Source organism: Kitasatospora sp. NPDC088391 (assembly GCF_044753345.1).
Taxonomy (GTDB): domain Bacteria; phylum Actinomycetota; class Actinomycetes; order Streptomycetales; family Streptomycetaceae; genus Kitasatospora.
The window spans coordinates 930,061-942,504 of record NZ_JBIVNB010000001.1; the positions used below are offsets into that span (position 1 = coordinate 930,061).

The 12,444-nt window shown below is 76.1% G+C and carries 13 protein-coding genes and 1 riboswitch; of the genes, 5 read left to right on the forward strand and 8 right to left on the reverse strand.

The genetic code is table 11. The annotated features are described in order from the left end of the window. Positions 1-19: 19 nt before the first annotated feature. The 4 genes from ACIQBJ_RS03975 to ACIQBJ_RS03990 all read right to left on the reverse strand — a co-directional run bounded on the left by ACIQBJ_RS03975 (position 20) and on the right by ACIQBJ_RS03990 (position 3,556). Entirely contained in the window at positions 20-1,054 is a 1,035-nt protein-coding gene (locus tag ACIQBJ_RS03975; protein ID WP_400702986.1) for a PstS family phosphate ABC transporter substrate-binding protein, read from the reverse strand. A gap of 539 nt (positions 1,055-1,593) precedes the next feature. After that, positions 1,594-1,998, reverse strand: a complete 405-nt coding sequence (locus ACIQBJ_RS03980; RefSeq protein ID WP_400702989.1) for a hypothetical protein — start codon at positions 1,996-1,998, stop codon at positions 1,594-1,596. Further along, positions 1,995-2,447 (reverse strand): DUF1508 domain-containing protein, encoded by a 453-nt coding sequence (locus ACIQBJ_RS03985; RefSeq protein ID WP_400702992.1) that lies wholly within the window; start codon positions 2,445-2,447, stop codon positions 1,995-1,997. Before ACIQBJ_RS03985 ends, ACIQBJ_RS03980 begins: the two co-directional genes overlap by 4 nt. A gap of 308 nt (positions 2,448-2,755) precedes the next feature. Beyond that, positions 2,756-3,556, reverse strand: a complete 801-nt coding sequence (locus tag ACIQBJ_RS03990) for an alpha/beta fold hydrolase (protein WP_400702995.1) — start codon at positions 3,554-3,556, stop codon at positions 2,756-2,758. A gap of 194 nt (positions 3,557-3,750) precedes the next feature. Between ACIQBJ_RS03990 and ACIQBJ_RS03995 the strand changes: the two genes are divergently transcribed. Further along, the gene (locus tag ACIQBJ_RS03995; RefSeq protein ID WP_400702998.1) at positions 3,751-3,999 is read left to right on the forward strand and encodes a LacI family DNA-binding transcriptional regulator; all 249 of its coding nucleotides are present in this window, start codon (positions 3,751-3,753) and stop codon (positions 3,997-3,999) included. Positions 4,000-4,220: 221 nt separating this feature from the next. Here ACIQBJ_RS03995 and ACIQBJ_RS04000 read toward each other — a convergent pair whose 3' ends face one another. The 3 genes from ACIQBJ_RS04000 to ACIQBJ_RS04010 form a co-directional block, all read right to left on the reverse strand. Continuing rightward, entirely contained in the window at positions 4,221-4,742 is a 522-nt protein-coding gene (locus ACIQBJ_RS04000; protein WP_400703001.1) for a hypothetical protein, read from the reverse strand. 64 nt (positions 4,743-4,806) lie between these two features. Beyond that, the gene (locus ACIQBJ_RS04005) at positions 4,807-6,084 is read right to left on the reverse strand and encodes an ROK family protein (protein ID WP_400703004.1); all 1,278 of its coding nucleotides are present in this window, start codon (positions 6,082-6,084) and stop codon (positions 4,807-4,809) included. 82 nt (positions 6,085-6,166) lie between these two features. Continuing rightward, positions 6,167-7,642: an FGGY family carbohydrate kinase gene (locus tag ACIQBJ_RS04010; protein WP_400703007.1), complete on the reverse strand. Its 1,476-nt coding sequence runs from the start codon at positions 7,640-7,642 to the stop codon at positions 6,167-6,169. A gap of 178 nt (positions 7,643-7,820) precedes the next feature. Here ACIQBJ_RS04010 and xylA point away from each other — a divergent pair, with 178 nt between their 5' ends. From xylA to ACIQBJ_RS04025, 3 genes are all read left to right on the forward strand, one after another. Next, a complete protein-coding gene (xylA, locus tag ACIQBJ_RS04015; protein WP_400703010.1) occupies positions 7,821-8,987 on the forward strand; it encodes a xylose isomerase in 1,167 nt (388 codons plus the stop codon). 93 nt (positions 8,988-9,080) lie between these two features. Beyond that, entirely contained in the window at positions 9,081-9,815 is a 735-nt protein-coding gene (locus tag ACIQBJ_RS04020; protein WP_400703013.1) for an ASCH domain-containing protein, read from the forward strand. A 231-nt stretch (positions 9,816-10,046) separates the two neighbouring features. After that, complete coding sequence (locus ACIQBJ_RS04025) at positions 10,047-10,538, forward strand: tyrosine protein phosphatase (RefSeq protein WP_400703016.1); 492 nt, start codon at positions 10,047-10,049, stop codon at positions 10,536-10,538. A 7-nt stretch (positions 10,539-10,545) separates the two neighbouring features. Here the strand turns inward: ACIQBJ_RS04025 and ACIQBJ_RS04030 are convergent, their stop codons facing one another. Next, positions 10,546-11,709 (reverse strand): phosphoribosylaminoimidazolecarboxamide formyltransferase, encoded by a 1,164-nt coding sequence (locus ACIQBJ_RS04030; RefSeq protein ID WP_400703018.1) that lies wholly within the window; start codon positions 11,707-11,709, stop codon positions 10,546-10,548. A gap of 38 nt (positions 11,710-11,747) precedes the next feature. Continuing rightward, positions 11,748-11,835, reverse strand: a riboswitch (ZMP/ZTP riboswitch). A 438-nt stretch (positions 11,836-12,273) separates the two neighbouring features. On the opposite strand from ACIQBJ_RS04030, the gene ACIQBJ_RS04035 reads away from it, so the two are divergent. Continuing rightward, positions 12,274-12,444 carry an SflA family class IV lanthipeptide gene (locus tag ACIQBJ_RS04035; protein WP_400703021.1) on the forward strand — a complete coding sequence of 57 codons (171 nt, stop codon included), beginning with the start codon at positions 12,274-12,276 and terminating at the stop codon, positions 12,442-12,444.

Here is a 12,444-nt window from a genome sequence, read left to right on the forward strand (position 1 = left end):
AACGGGCCCCGGGGGTGGGTCAGATGTGGGTGGTGGAGCCGCAGGCCGAGGCCGGCAGGGTCAGGTAGCCGTAGCTGGTGGTGTCGGCCTTGCCGGGGGTGGAGCAGATCCAGCCCGAGGGGCCAAAGATCGCGCGCAGCGCGGTGCCCTGGGTGGTGGTGGCGGTCCACTCGGTGTCGCGGACCACGTTGTAGAGCACGCGGCCGTAGGTGCCGGCGGCGAAGGCCGCGTTCAGGGTGCCGGTGCCGGTCAGCGGGGCGACGCCGTTGATGCTGCGCAGGGTCAGGTCGCCCTTGTTGTCGGAAGCGGTGACGTGGCCGTTGGCCTGGCCCACCCAGTGGCCGACCGAGTACGGGAAGATCACGTCGACGTTGTTCAGCAGCGGGTCGGTGCCCTCGTTCTCCTCCGGGCCGGTGACGACGCAGCTGCCCAGGGTCGGGTTGCCGATCGCCTTCAGGAAGAAGGAGCGGGTGCCGGAAGAGGCCTGCGGCAGGTAGGGCTTGATGGTGCCGGCGGTGCCGCCGAAGGCGGACCAGTTGGTGGCGCCGGCGGCGCAGGAGTAGATGTCGAACAGGTTCTGGGTGGTCAGGTTCGCCGGGGCGTGGCCGCCGGTCGCCTTCGCGGACCAGGTCACCGCGTCCTTGGCGAAGGCCACGAACAGGTCGGAGGTCAGGTCGCCGGTCTGCGGGGCGCGGGAGGAGCGCGCGAAGTCCAGGGTGGCGCTGGTGTTGCCGTTCAGCGCGGTGATGCCGGCGCCGGAACCGTTCGGGCGGTTGATGGTGGCCGCGCCGGTCTTCGGGGTGATGGTGGCGGAGCCGGTCGCGTCCCAGCTGTACAGGTGGGGCAGGGTGGAACCCGCGCCCAGGGAGGCGTTGTAGTCGGCCGAGAACTGGTTCAGCAGAGCCTGCGTGGTGTCCGAGCCGGCACCGACGATGTCCTGCGCGGCGGGCAGGGTCGGCAGGGTGGACGGGTCGGCCATGGCGGGGGCGGCGACGGCCGAGAGGGCGGCGGCCAGCGCGACGGCGGTGAACGCCTTGGCAGCGGTGTGACGCATGGTCCTGTTCCTCCATAAAGGAAAGTGGCCTAGCTGGACCGGACCTGGCGGGGCCCGGTGCCGGAGAGCTCCGCGGCTTTCCGGCGGTGCGATCCTCGCCGCCCCCGCCCGCCCCCGGAAGCGCCCCCCGCACCCCCGGCGCACCACCGCGCCCCCGGCCGCGCCCACGAATCCGCTGGTGGGACACCCGGCTGACGCCCCGTCGGCCCGCCCCGAGCCCGGACACGTTCTTCTCCAGGTGGGACCACGGGGTCACCCCGGCCATCTCCGCTTCACTCCCCCGGCACCGCCCCGCGACGAACGCACGCGAAACCCTGACCGGGACCGGACGGGACCGGACGGGACGGGACGGGGTGGGACGGGGTGGGCGGGGCAGGGCGGGGCGGCATGGGCCGGGACGGGGTGCGCCGGGGCTGCGGGTACGGCGCGGCGACCCTCCGTCGACATCGATCTGCCACCGCGCCGTCCGAACGCCCCGCCGCCGTGCCCTCGCGGCCTCGTGGCCCGGGTGGGCGTCAACGGCCGTGGCGGGGGCGGGTTCACCAGGGGGGTGCGGTCGTGGTCCCGCGGCCGGCCCGGCGGACGTGTTCCACGGCCTGCTGGAAGCCGACGACGCTCTGCCGGCACTGGTCGCGGCGCAGGTAGCCGCGCGCGCTGCGGGCGACGGCCTCGCCGCCGCCCGCGCCGGGCCGGGTGGTGCGGGGCGGCAGGTGGGCCGTCCAGACCCACAGCCGGTCCTCGCGCTGGCTCAGGACGAACCGCAGCACCGCCCGTTCGGCCAGCAACTCACCGACTCCGTAGGCGAGTTCGCGGTCGGACCGATAGGCCCGGACGGACACGGCGAGCCGTCGCCCGTTGGCAGCGACCAGTGACCAGCCGGCCCGCCCGTCCGGGCCGCGGAGCGGCACCAGTCGGGGGCCCCGGCCGGTCTCCGGTCTGCTCACCGCCCGGCCCCGGGACCGGGCACGGTCGCGGGTACGGCAGGCACGGCGGGCACGGTCTCGGGCACGGCAGGCCCGGCGACGGCGGACGCGGCGGGCCCGGCGACGGCCACCGCGGCGGCGGCCTCGGTGAGCCGGGCCAGCAGTGCCATGAACCGCCGGAAGGCGTTCTGGCAGGTGGCGTAGCGCTCGTAGGCGCGGCTCGACCTGACCACCGGGTTGCCGCGCGGGCCGGGCACCACCCAGGTCCAGCCCAGTCCGTCGCGGACATGGGTGATCCGCGCCACCAGGGCCGGCCCGAGTTCGACCAGCTCCGCGAACGCCCGCTCGGCGTCGCCGGGCGACTCGTAGACGGAGGAGGACACCGCCACCACCCGGCCGTTCATCGCCTTCAGCTGCCACTGGAACCGTCCGTTCGGCGCCCGCTCCGTGAACAGGCCCTCCCCGCGCACCGCGCTACCCCCCGGGTCTTTGGACGCTCATTGTCACGTGGCGAACGCTATGTGTGCACAGAGGAAATCCGGAAGTGGAATCCCCTCTGAGCTGAGTCTGTTTGCCCTGAAGTTCTCCCTTGTTAATGCACGGGGCTTTCACGCCCTTGTCGGCTGCGCGGCAAGGAAACTGACGACTTGTCGGACGATTGCCACCGCTTTGCCCCACCTGTCCCGTGCCGTCCGCCCGCACCGAACCTTTGCCATATGCACCATGCACATCACATGTACTATGCACGCGGCGGGCGGGCCGGTCCCGGACCGTGCGGTCAGGCGTACCGCCGGAGGAACCGCACGACCGCGGGGTTCACGCCGTCCGGCTCCTGCTCCGCGGGGTAGTGGCCGGACCGCTCCAGGACGAGCGGGGTGACCTCGGTGGCGAGGGCAGCCATTCCGTCGGCGACGGCCGTCCCCATCGCGTACCTGCCCCCGATCGCCAGGACGGGCACGGAGAGCGGCCGGGCGGCGAGGGCCCGGACGTCCTCGGCGTCCCGCGTCCCGGTGCGGTAGTGGGCCAGGCCCGCCTCCAGCACGCCCGGGGCGCTGTACGCCTCGACGTAGGCGCGGAGGACGTCCGGGGCGAGACCTTCCGGTCCGGCGCTCTGCTCCAGGAACGCGCCGTAGTACGCCGCCTCCCGGCCGGGCACGAGTTGCTCGGCCAGCCCCGGGGCCCGGTTGAAGGGGCCGTGCCAGGTCGGGTAGTGGGCCCGGCCCGGTGCGGGAACGCCGACCTCGACGCCGGGCAGGATCTCCTCCTCGACCACGAGCGCACCGACCGATTCCGGCGCCCGGGCCGCGAGGAGGCACCCGACCGTCGCGCCCCAGTCGTGGCCGACGACGGCGAACCGGGTGACGCCCTCCCGGGCCAGCCGGGCCAGGACCAGGTCGGCGAGCGCCGCCTTGTGGAAGGCGGTCACCTCGGCGCCGGGAGCGGCGCCCAGCCCGGGCAGCGTGACGGGGATCGCAGTGATGCCCGCGGCTTCCAGCGCCGGCACCAGGTACCGCCAGTGCGCGGAGGTGACGGGCCAGCCGTGCAGCAGCACCGCCGTCGGGGTTCGCTTGTCGCTCATCGCCCCATGATCCCCCAGCACCGGCGGCGGTCCGGCACCCGCACTGCCCCTGCGCTCCCCCGAACCCCGCCCCCGAACTCCCCCTCCCCGCACCGCCCGACGGGCGAATGTTTCGCGGCGGCGACGAACACTGCGCGGGGGCCGCGGCCGTCGGCGGCGGCCCGTCGAGGACCGCGGGCACTACTGTCCGTGCCATGAGCGCCGCAGAGATCGAACCCGGCCCCGCGCCGACCCTCGCGGAGGTCGCCCGGGCGGCCGGCGTCTCGGCGCCGACAGTTTCGAAGGTCCTGAACGGCCGGGCCGACGTCGCGCCCGCCACCCGGGCCAAGGTCGAGGAGATCCTGCGCCGCACCGGCTACCAGCGCCGCCGCACCGTCACGCCGCCGTCCCGGCTGCTCGACCTGGTCTTCCACCACTGGACAGCGCCTGGGCGGTGGAGGTGATCCGGGGCGTCGGGAACGTCGCCCGGGCGGAGGGCCTGAGCGTGGTGCTCTCCGAGTCGGCCGGCCGGCTCACCCCCGGCCAGACCTGGGTGGACGGCGTCCTGGCCCGCCGCTCACCACCGTCCGCCAACCGCTGGTCGAGATGGCCGAGACCGCCGCCCGGCTCGCTGTCGAACTCGGCCGCGGCGAACACCCCGCCGCCACCGCCCGACCCGGGACGCTCAGCCCCGGCCGTCCGCCGACGCGTCGCCGCCGCCGAGCACACCGGGGGCACCGGTGTCACCGAGTGCGCTGACCCAGACAGGGAACGGCTCCGGCTCCGGATCGGGCTCCAGGTCGTCCGGGCCCACCTCGACCGGGTCCTCCCGACGGGCCGACCCGGGGTCCGCGTCGGCCAGGTAGCCCGCGACGACCGGGGCGAGGTCCGCGGTGGGACGGTAGCGGCCGCCGAAGGGCAGCTCGGCGGGGCCCACTGTGCCGGTGGAGGTGCGCAGTTGGCCGGCCTGCCGGTCGTGCCGGACGTAGAAGGTGGCCGGCCCGGCGTACCCGGACTCGGCGACCCGGCGGCGCAGCGCGGCGGCGGTGGCCTCGAAGGCGGCGACCACCTCGGCGACCGTCAGGGACCGCAGGTCCTCGTCGTCCGAGCTCAGCCACCAGGTGTTGACCTCGGTCTCCTCGTCCCGCCGGTCGGGCGTCAACGCGAGGGGCTCGTCGGCGAGTTCGGTGATGTAGGTGAGCAGCACGGTGCAGTGCGGGCCTTTCGGGGCTCTGGGGGGCGGGGCTTCTGGGGACAGGGGCTTCGGCGGGTCAGGACTCTGCGGGCAGCCAGAGGGTGGCCGGGTCGGTGTGCAGGCGGCGGACGGTGACCAGGGCGGCGCCGAGGACGGGGCCGCGGCGGGCGAGGGGGGAGGCGCGCAGGGCGTCCTCGGGCCAGGGGCGGACCCGGATCAGGGTGGCGAGTTCGGCCCGCATGGGGGGCAGCAGCCAGGGGGCGAGGTCGGCGTAGGCGCCGCCGAGGACCACGGTGGCGGGGTCGATCAGGTGGACGGCGGCGGCGAGCGCGGTGCCCAGCGCGGTGCCGGCGTGCCGCAGGGCGCGCCGGGTGTCGGCGTGCCCGGCCGCCGCGCGGCGGGCCAACTCGGCGACGGCGTCGATCTCCTGACCGTCCGTCAAGTTGCTTCCGGTGGCGTCGAGTTCGTCGAGCAGGCCGGCGGCGCGCAGCACGGCGGCGAGTCCGGCGTACGGTTCGAGGCAGCCGCGGGCGCCGCAGGAGCAGGGGCGGCCGTCGGGGCGGACGGTGAGGTGGCCGAGTTCGCCGGCGAATCCCTGGACGCCGCGGAAGAGTTCGCCGTCCAGGACGAGCGCGCCGCCGATGCCCTCGCCGGCCGAGATGTGCACGAAGGTACCGGTGCCGACGCCCTGCCGGAGTTCGGCGAGGGCGCCGAGGTTGGCCTCGTTCTCGACGGCGGGGGCGGGGCCGGGGCCGGGCCAGAGCGCGGGCAGGTCGAGGTGGTGCCAGCCGAGGTTGGGGGCGTGCTCGACCCGGCGGCCGGGGGTGTCGCGGGGGACGCTGCCGGGGACGGCGAGCACGCCGCCGACCACCCGCAGGCCGAGGTCGACGGCCTGCCGTTCGGCCTCGGCGGCGAGCGCGGCGAGGTCGGCGAGGGTCTCGGCGGCGGGGCGGGCCGCGTTCGGGGCGGGGCGGTGCAGTTCGACCCGGACCTCGCCGCGCAGGTCGAGGACGCAGGCCCCGAGGTGGGCGACCCCGGCCTCCAGGCCGAGTCCGGCGGGGCCGGTGTCGTTGAGGCCGAGGGCCCGGCCGGGGCGGCCGACCCGGCCGCTGCGTTCGAGTTCGCCCTCCACCAGCAGTCCGCCGCCGATGAGTTCGTCGACCAGGCTGGAGACGGCGGTGCGGGTGAGGCCGGTGCGTCCGGCCACGTCGGCGCGGGAGAGGGCGCGGGAGAGCGGGTGCGCGGCGGCGACGGTCTGCATCACCAGGGCGAGGTTCTGCCGCCGGATGTCCTGCTGGGAGGCGGGGCCGCGCCGGGGCGCGGGGTCGCTCGGCTGCTGCCCGTCCGCTGCCACGCTGTCCTCGTCCTCCGTTCCGCGGGCCCGCCGGGGCCGGGCCGCTCCCACCGGCGGCGCGGGCCGCCGGTGGGGTCCGTGCTTACCGGCGGTCGGCGCCGTGCAGGCCGACCGTCTGCGAAATGGTAGCGGCGATCCGTTCGAGCGCCGCGTCGTCGCGGGGCACGGCGGGCAGCAGCGGGCCGTCGGCGGTGCCCCAGCGGCGGGCGACGGCGTCGGCGGGTTCGCCGGTGAGCAGGGCGGCGGCCTGGGCGGCGGCGCCGAGCGCGACGAGTTCGCGGGCGGCGGGCAGGCGGACGGGGCGGCCGGAGAGCCGGCGGACGGTGTCCTGCCAGGCCCGGCCCCGCGCGCCGCCGCCGATCAGCAGGATCGGCCGCTCCGGGTCGGCGGCGGCGGTGTCGGCGGTGGCGGTGTGGTGGGCGGGGTCGGCGGCGGCGTCGGTGGGGCCGTCGACGGCGAGGACGTCGTCGAGGGCGGCGAGCAGCGAGTGGGCGGCGCCGTCGTAGGCGGCCTGGAGCAGTTGGCCGGGGGTGGTGTCGTGGCGCAGGCCGTGCAGCAGGCCGCTGGCGTGCGGGCGGGCGGGGGTGCGTTCGCCGTCGAGGTAGGGCAGCAGGACGGCGCTGCCGCCGGGTTCGACGGCCTGCCGGTCGAGGCCGAGCAGGGCGGCGACCTTGTCGACGGCGAGGGTGCAGTTGAGGGTGCAGGCGAGCGGGAGCCAGCCGTCGAGGGCGTCGGCGAAGCCCGCGACGGTGCCGGTGGGGTCGGCGGGTCGGCGGCGGGCGACGGTGTAGACGGTGCCGGAGGTGCCGAGGCTGAGCACGGGGGTGCCGGCGGTCAGGCCGAGGCCGAGGGCGGCGGCCATGTTGTCGCCGGTGCCGGTGGCGACGGGGGTGCCGGGGCGGAGCGGGCCGCCGGGGCGGGCGGTGCCGGCGGCGCTCCCGGCGGGGGCGGTGGCGGGGAGCAGCGCGGGGTCGAGGCCGATCGCGGCGAGGACGGCGGGGTGCGGGCCGTCGGGGGTCCACCAGCCGGTGCCGGAGGCGTCGCCGCGGTCGGTGACGGCGGTGCCGGTCAGCCGCTCGGTCAGGTAGTCGTGCGGGAGGCGGACGGCGGCGGTGCGGTCGGCGTGCGCGGGCTCGTTGGCGCGCAGCCAGGCCCACTTGGCGGCGGTGAAGGACGCGCCGGGGACGCTGCCGATCTCGGCGGCCCACCAGTCGGCGCCGAACTCCCGTACCAGGTCGGCGGCTTGGGGTGCGCTGCGGACGTCGTTCCAGAGCAGGGCGGGGCGGACCGGCCGACCGGCGGCGTCCAGGGTGACGAGTCCGTGCTGCTGGCCGCCGATCGCCAGGGCCCGGGCCCGGTCGGCCCAGCCGGTGGCGGCGACGGCCTCGCCGAGGGCGTCCCACCACTGCTCGGGGCCGCTCTCCTGGCCGTGCCGGGAGTCGACCCGGTGGGCGGCGCGGCCCTCGCCGAGGACGGCGCCGGTGTCGGCGTCGACGGCCAGCGCCTTGGTGGACTGGGTCGAGCTGTCGACGCCGATCACCACCTGCGGGTGTGCCATGGGCGTGCTCCTGTCTGGGCGGGGCGAGCGGGCGGGCGGGTTGGCCGGGCGAGGCGCCGGGCGGGGTTTCGGCCCGGGGGCTTCCCTCCCGGGCTCGGCCATATTAATTTGTCTTCCGGCCTTACGAATAGACCCCCGCCGTACGGCCCCCGTCCGCCACCAGCGTTTGGAGTACCCGATGAGCCGACTCGCCCCCACCCCCGCCGACAAGTTCACCTTCGGTCTGTGGACGGTCGGCTGGCAGGGCCGCGACCCGTTCGGCGACGCGACCCGCCCCGCCCTGGACCCGGTCGAGTCGGTGGAGCGGCTCGCCGGACTGGGCGCGTACGGCGTGACCTTCCACGACGACGACCTGATCCCGTTCGGCGCCTCGGAGGCCGAGCGGGAGGCGGTCGTCAAGCGCTTCGCGGCGGCGCTGGCGTCCACCGGCCTGCGGGTGCCGATGGCCACCACCAACCTGTTCACCCACCCGGTGTTCAAGGACGGCGCGTTCACCGCCAACGACCGCGACGTGCGCCGGTACGCGCTGCGCAAGACCGTCCGCAACATCGACCTGGCGGTCGAGCTGGGCGCCACCGTGTACGTGGCCTGGGGCGGGCGCGAGGGCGCCGAGCACGGCGCGTCCAAGGACGTCCGGGTGGCGCTCGACCGGCTGAAGGAGGCGTTCGACCTGCTCGGCGACTACGTCACGGAGCAGGGCTACGACCTGCGGTTCGCGATCGAGCCGAAGCCGAACGAGCCGCGCGGCGACATCCTGCTGCCGACCATCGGCCACGCGCTGGCCTTCATCGAGCGCCTGGAGCGCCCGGAGCTGGTCGGCGTCAACCCGGAGGTCGGGCACGAGCAGATGGCGGGCCTGAACTTCCCGCACGGCATCGCGCAGGCGCTGTGGGCGGGCAAGCTGTTCCACATCGACCTGAACGGCCAGTCCGGCATCAAGTACGACCAGGACTTCCGGTTCGGCGCGGGCGACCTGCGGCAGGCGTTCTGGCTGGTCGACCTGCTGGAGTCGGCGGGCTACCAGGGCCCGCGGCACTTCGACTTCAAGCCGCCGCGCACCGAGGACCTCGACGGCGTCTGGGCCTCGGCGGCCGGCAACATGCGCAACTACCTGCTGCTCAAGGAGCGCGCCCTGGCCTTCCGCGCCGACCCCGAGGTCCAGGACGCGCTGCGCGCCGCCCGCCTCGACCGACTCGCCCTGCCCACCGCCGAGGACGGCCTCGGCGCGCTGCTCGCCGACCGCTCCGCCTTCGAGGAGTTCGACGTCACCGCGGCGGCCGAACGCGGCATGGCCTTCGAGCACCTCGACCAGCTGGCCCTGGAACACCTGCTCGGCGCCCGCTGACCCCCGGGGCGGTGCCGGCGGGGTCCGGCGGACTCCGGCGGCGGGCCGAAAACCCGGGGCCGTTCCGCGGGCCCGGCGGATAGGGTCGGCGGCATGGTTCCCGTGCAGCTCTTCGAGTCCGAACTCCGTGTGATCGAGGCGGCGGAGCGGCTCGCCGCCGGTCTCGGCGGCGACCCGAACCACACCGTGGCCGCGGCCGCGATGGACACCGCGGGCCGCGTCCACGTGGGCGTGAACGTCCACCACTTCACCGGCGGGCCCTGCGCCGAACTCGTCGTGCTCGGCGCCGCCGCCACCGCGGGCGCCGGCCCGCTCGTCACCATCGCCGCGGCCGGGGACGGCGGGCGCGGCCTGGTCCCGCCCTGCGGCCGCTGCCGCCAGGTGCTCCTGGACCTGCACCCCGACGTGCTGGTCGCCGTGCCGACCGCCGACGGCCCGCAGGTGCGGCCGGTGCGGAAGCTGCTGCCCGACACCTACTTCTTCCCGGACGCCGCCGCCCGCCGCGTCGTCCGCTTCAACAAGCGCTACTACGAGGACGTCGCCGCCGGCCGGAAGAGGTCCACCGTCCGCCACGACGACCCGATCGCGGTGGGTCCGGCCCTCTTCCTCTTCGAGGACGACGAGGCCCACCGGACCCTCGACGGCACCGTCACGGGAGTCGAACGGCACCGCCTGGACCGCCTCACCGCCGCGCAGGCCCGCCTCGACCCCGGCGCGAGCGTCGACCGGTTCAGGGAGGGCCTGCGGAGCCACTACCCGGGCCTGCCCGCCGACGCCGACGTCGACGTGGTGACCTTCACGGTGGAAGCGCCCGACGCGGCGCGCTGAACCCACCCGCCCGACCCACGCCGGAGGCACCTGTCCCGGGGGTGCTAGCGTCTGCGCCGTCGACCGCAGAACGGCCCGCCCTCGGTGCGCGGCCCGGTCGACGTCCCCCGGCGTCGCCGCCCGGGGGCCCGCCGCACCGGCCGGGTCCCGGGGCCGACGCCGCGTCGACCGCCGTGCCGCCTCCGGCCGTCGACGCCCCGCAGCAGGCACCCACCGACCGGAGGTCCCGTCATGCGTCCCACCCTGTTCACCGTCGAGCGGCCCGGCCCGGGACGGCTCAGCACGATGGCCCGCCCCCGCGGCGGCGACTGGCTGGCCGAGGAGCTGGCCGGGCTGGCCGCCGCCGGGGTGACCGACCTGGTGAGCGCGCTCACGCCCGCCGAGAACGCCGAACTCGGGCTGACCGCCGAGGCGGAGCTGGCCCGGGCCGCCGGGCTGCGCTTCGTCGCGCTCCCGATACCGGACCGCACCACCCCGGAGCCCGCCGAAGTCCTGCCCACCATCCGGGAGTTGACGGAGCGTCTGCGGGCCGGCGGACACGTCGTCACGCACTGCCGGGCGGGCATCGGCCGGTCCTCGCTGCTGGCGGCGGCGGTCCTGGTCCTGACCGGCACCGACGCCGACACGGCCTGGGGGCTGATCGGCCGGGCCCGCGGCCTGGCCGTCCCGGACACCCCCGAGCAGCGGGCCTGGACCGATCTGCTCCCGCGGCCGACCGCCTGACGGCCCGTCAGTGGTGGAACAGCCGCAGGCCGGTGTGCGCGAGGGCGATGCCGTGTTCGGCGCAGGCCGCCTCGACCTCGGCGGAGCGCAGTGAGCCGCCGGGTTCGGCGATCGCGGTGACGCCGTGCCGGGCGGCGTGGTCGACGTTGTCGCGGAACGGCAGGCAGCCGTCCGAGACGTAGGAGAGGCCGGTGCGGCGGGCCAGCCAGGCGGCGCGCCCGGCGGGTTCGAGGGCGGCGGGCGCGGCGCCGCGCAGGGCGGCGGCGAAGCGGATCCGCTCGTCGGGGGTGAGGTCGCCCTCCAGGTAACGGATCTGCCAGTTGATCCGGTCCTGCCGGCGCACCTCGGGGCGGAAGTCGAGGGCGCGGACGGCCGGGTGGCGGCGCAGCCACCAGGTGTCGGCCTTGGCCCCGGCCAGCCGGGTGCAGTCGACCCGGGACTGCTGGCCGGCGCCGATGCCGAGGGCCATGCCGTCGCGCAGGTAGCAGACCGAGTTGGACTGGGTGTACCGCAGCACGGTGAGGCCCAGCAGCAGGTCCGTGCAAGCGCTTTCCGTCAGGGTGCCGACCCGGACGTCGGTGAGCAGGTCGGCGGTCGGCGGGTGCGGGTCGCGGTCCTGGACGAGGCGCAGGCCGTGCACCTCGCGGGCCTCGGTGGCGGGCGGGACGAAGCCGGGGTCGGCGGCCAGGACGAGGAAGCGCCCGTTCTTCTTCCGGGCCAGGACGTCCAGCACGCCGGGCGCGTAGCCGGGGGCGACGATGCCGTCGGAGACCACCCGGACGAGCAGGTCGGCGAGTTCGAGGTCGACCTCGTGGGAGACGGCGGCGAAGTCGCCGTAGGAGGACTTGGGGTCGGCGTCGCGGGCCCGCAGGTAGGCGGCGGTGAGCGGTCCGACGGTGGTGGGGTCGACGCCGTACAGGGCGGCGGCGGTGTCGTCGACGGGGCCGGCCAGGGCGGCCCCGGCCGGGGAGACGTGCTTGAAGGAGGCGGCGGCGGGTCGGCCGAGCAGGGCGGCCGCCTCGCTGACGAGCCGCCAGGCGTTGAGCGCGTCCAGCAGGTTGACGTACGAGGGCTGCCCCTGCAGCAGGCGCAGCGGCAGGTCCGCGCCGGGGTGCAGCGGTTCGACCCGGGCGCGGGTGTTCTGCGGGTTGATGCCGTACCGAAGGTCCATGGTGGTGGCCCCCTCCGCGAAGTCGATGGATCGGCTTCGGAGGACACCCAGGCGGACGGTGTCGGTCCCGTCGTGCTCCGCCGCTCCCCGGTGGTGCTCCACCTCTCGCCAGTCGCGGCGCGCCGATGCTAGCAACGCGGGTCCGCCGAGCGGAAGCGGATCTCCCGGACGGGCGGGCGTACGACGATCGGCGGACGCCCGGTGGGCCGGACCGGGAGGTTCGGACCGGTCGCCGTACGGTGATCGGACGGGCCGGTGGTCCGCCGATCGTCCCGGTCGGCCCGGACCGGGACGGCCGCCCGGTCCGGGCCGGGCGGACCGCCCTCGCCGCCGCGCCCGCCGGACCGGCCGCACCGGCCGTTTCCCCGGGCGGTGGGCGGGCCGACGAACACCCGGACGGGATGTGACAGTTCGGTGAAGCCCGGGCGACCTGACCCCTTGTCAGGTTCACCATTCCTCCCTACCTTCGTGCTCCGGGACCGCGGCCCGACCGGGCCGCCCCGTCCCACGGCCGCCGCGACCCCGCGGAACGGCCGGACGCGCGACACGACCTGGAGGCGTCACATGCCCGTTGCCACCCTCACCGAGATCCGCGACGCGGGGCCGCTCGCCCTCGACGACGAGACCCTGCTGTTCGAGGACGACGACCGCGCGGACCTCGACCCCACGGCCTGCCTCGCCGACCCGTGGGTGACCGCCACCACGCGCTTCGCCTGCGACGACCGCAACTCCTGA

Coding starts and splice junctions, on each gene's coding strand:
- ACIQBJ_RS03975 (WP_400702986.1), bottom strand. CDS start 1,054: ATGCGTCACACCGCTGCCAAGGCGTTCACCGCCGTCGCGCTGGCCGCC.
- ACIQBJ_RS03990 (WP_400702995.1), bottom strand. CDS start 3,556: ATGAGCGACAAGCGAACCCCGACGGCGGTGCTGCTGCACGGCTGGCCC.
- ACIQBJ_RS03995 (WP_400702998.1), top strand. CDS start 3,751: ATGAGCGCCGCAGAGATCGAACCCGGCCCCGCGCCGACCCTCGCGGAG.
- ACIQBJ_RS04010 (WP_400703007.1), bottom strand. CDS start 7,642: ATGGCACACCCGCAGGTGGTGATCGGCGTCGACAGCTCGACCCAGTCC.
- xylA (WP_400703010.1), top strand. CDS start 7,821: ATGAGCCGACTCGCCCCCACCCCCGCCGACAAGTTCACCTTCGGTCTG.
- ACIQBJ_RS04020 (WP_400703013.1), top strand. CDS start 9,081: ATGGTTCCCGTGCAGCTCTTCGAGTCCGAACTCCGTGTGATCGAGGCG.
- ACIQBJ_RS04025 (WP_400703016.1), top strand. CDS start 10,047: ATGCGTCCCACCCTGTTCACCGTCGAGCGGCCCGGCCCGGGACGGCTC.
- ACIQBJ_RS04030 (WP_400703018.1), bottom strand. CDS start 11,709: ATGGACCTTCGGTACGGCATCAACCCGCAGAACACCCGCGCCCGGGTC.
- ACIQBJ_RS04035 (WP_400703021.1), top strand. CDS start 12,274: ATGCCCGTTGCCACCCTCACCGAGATCCGCGACGCGGGGCCGCTCGCC.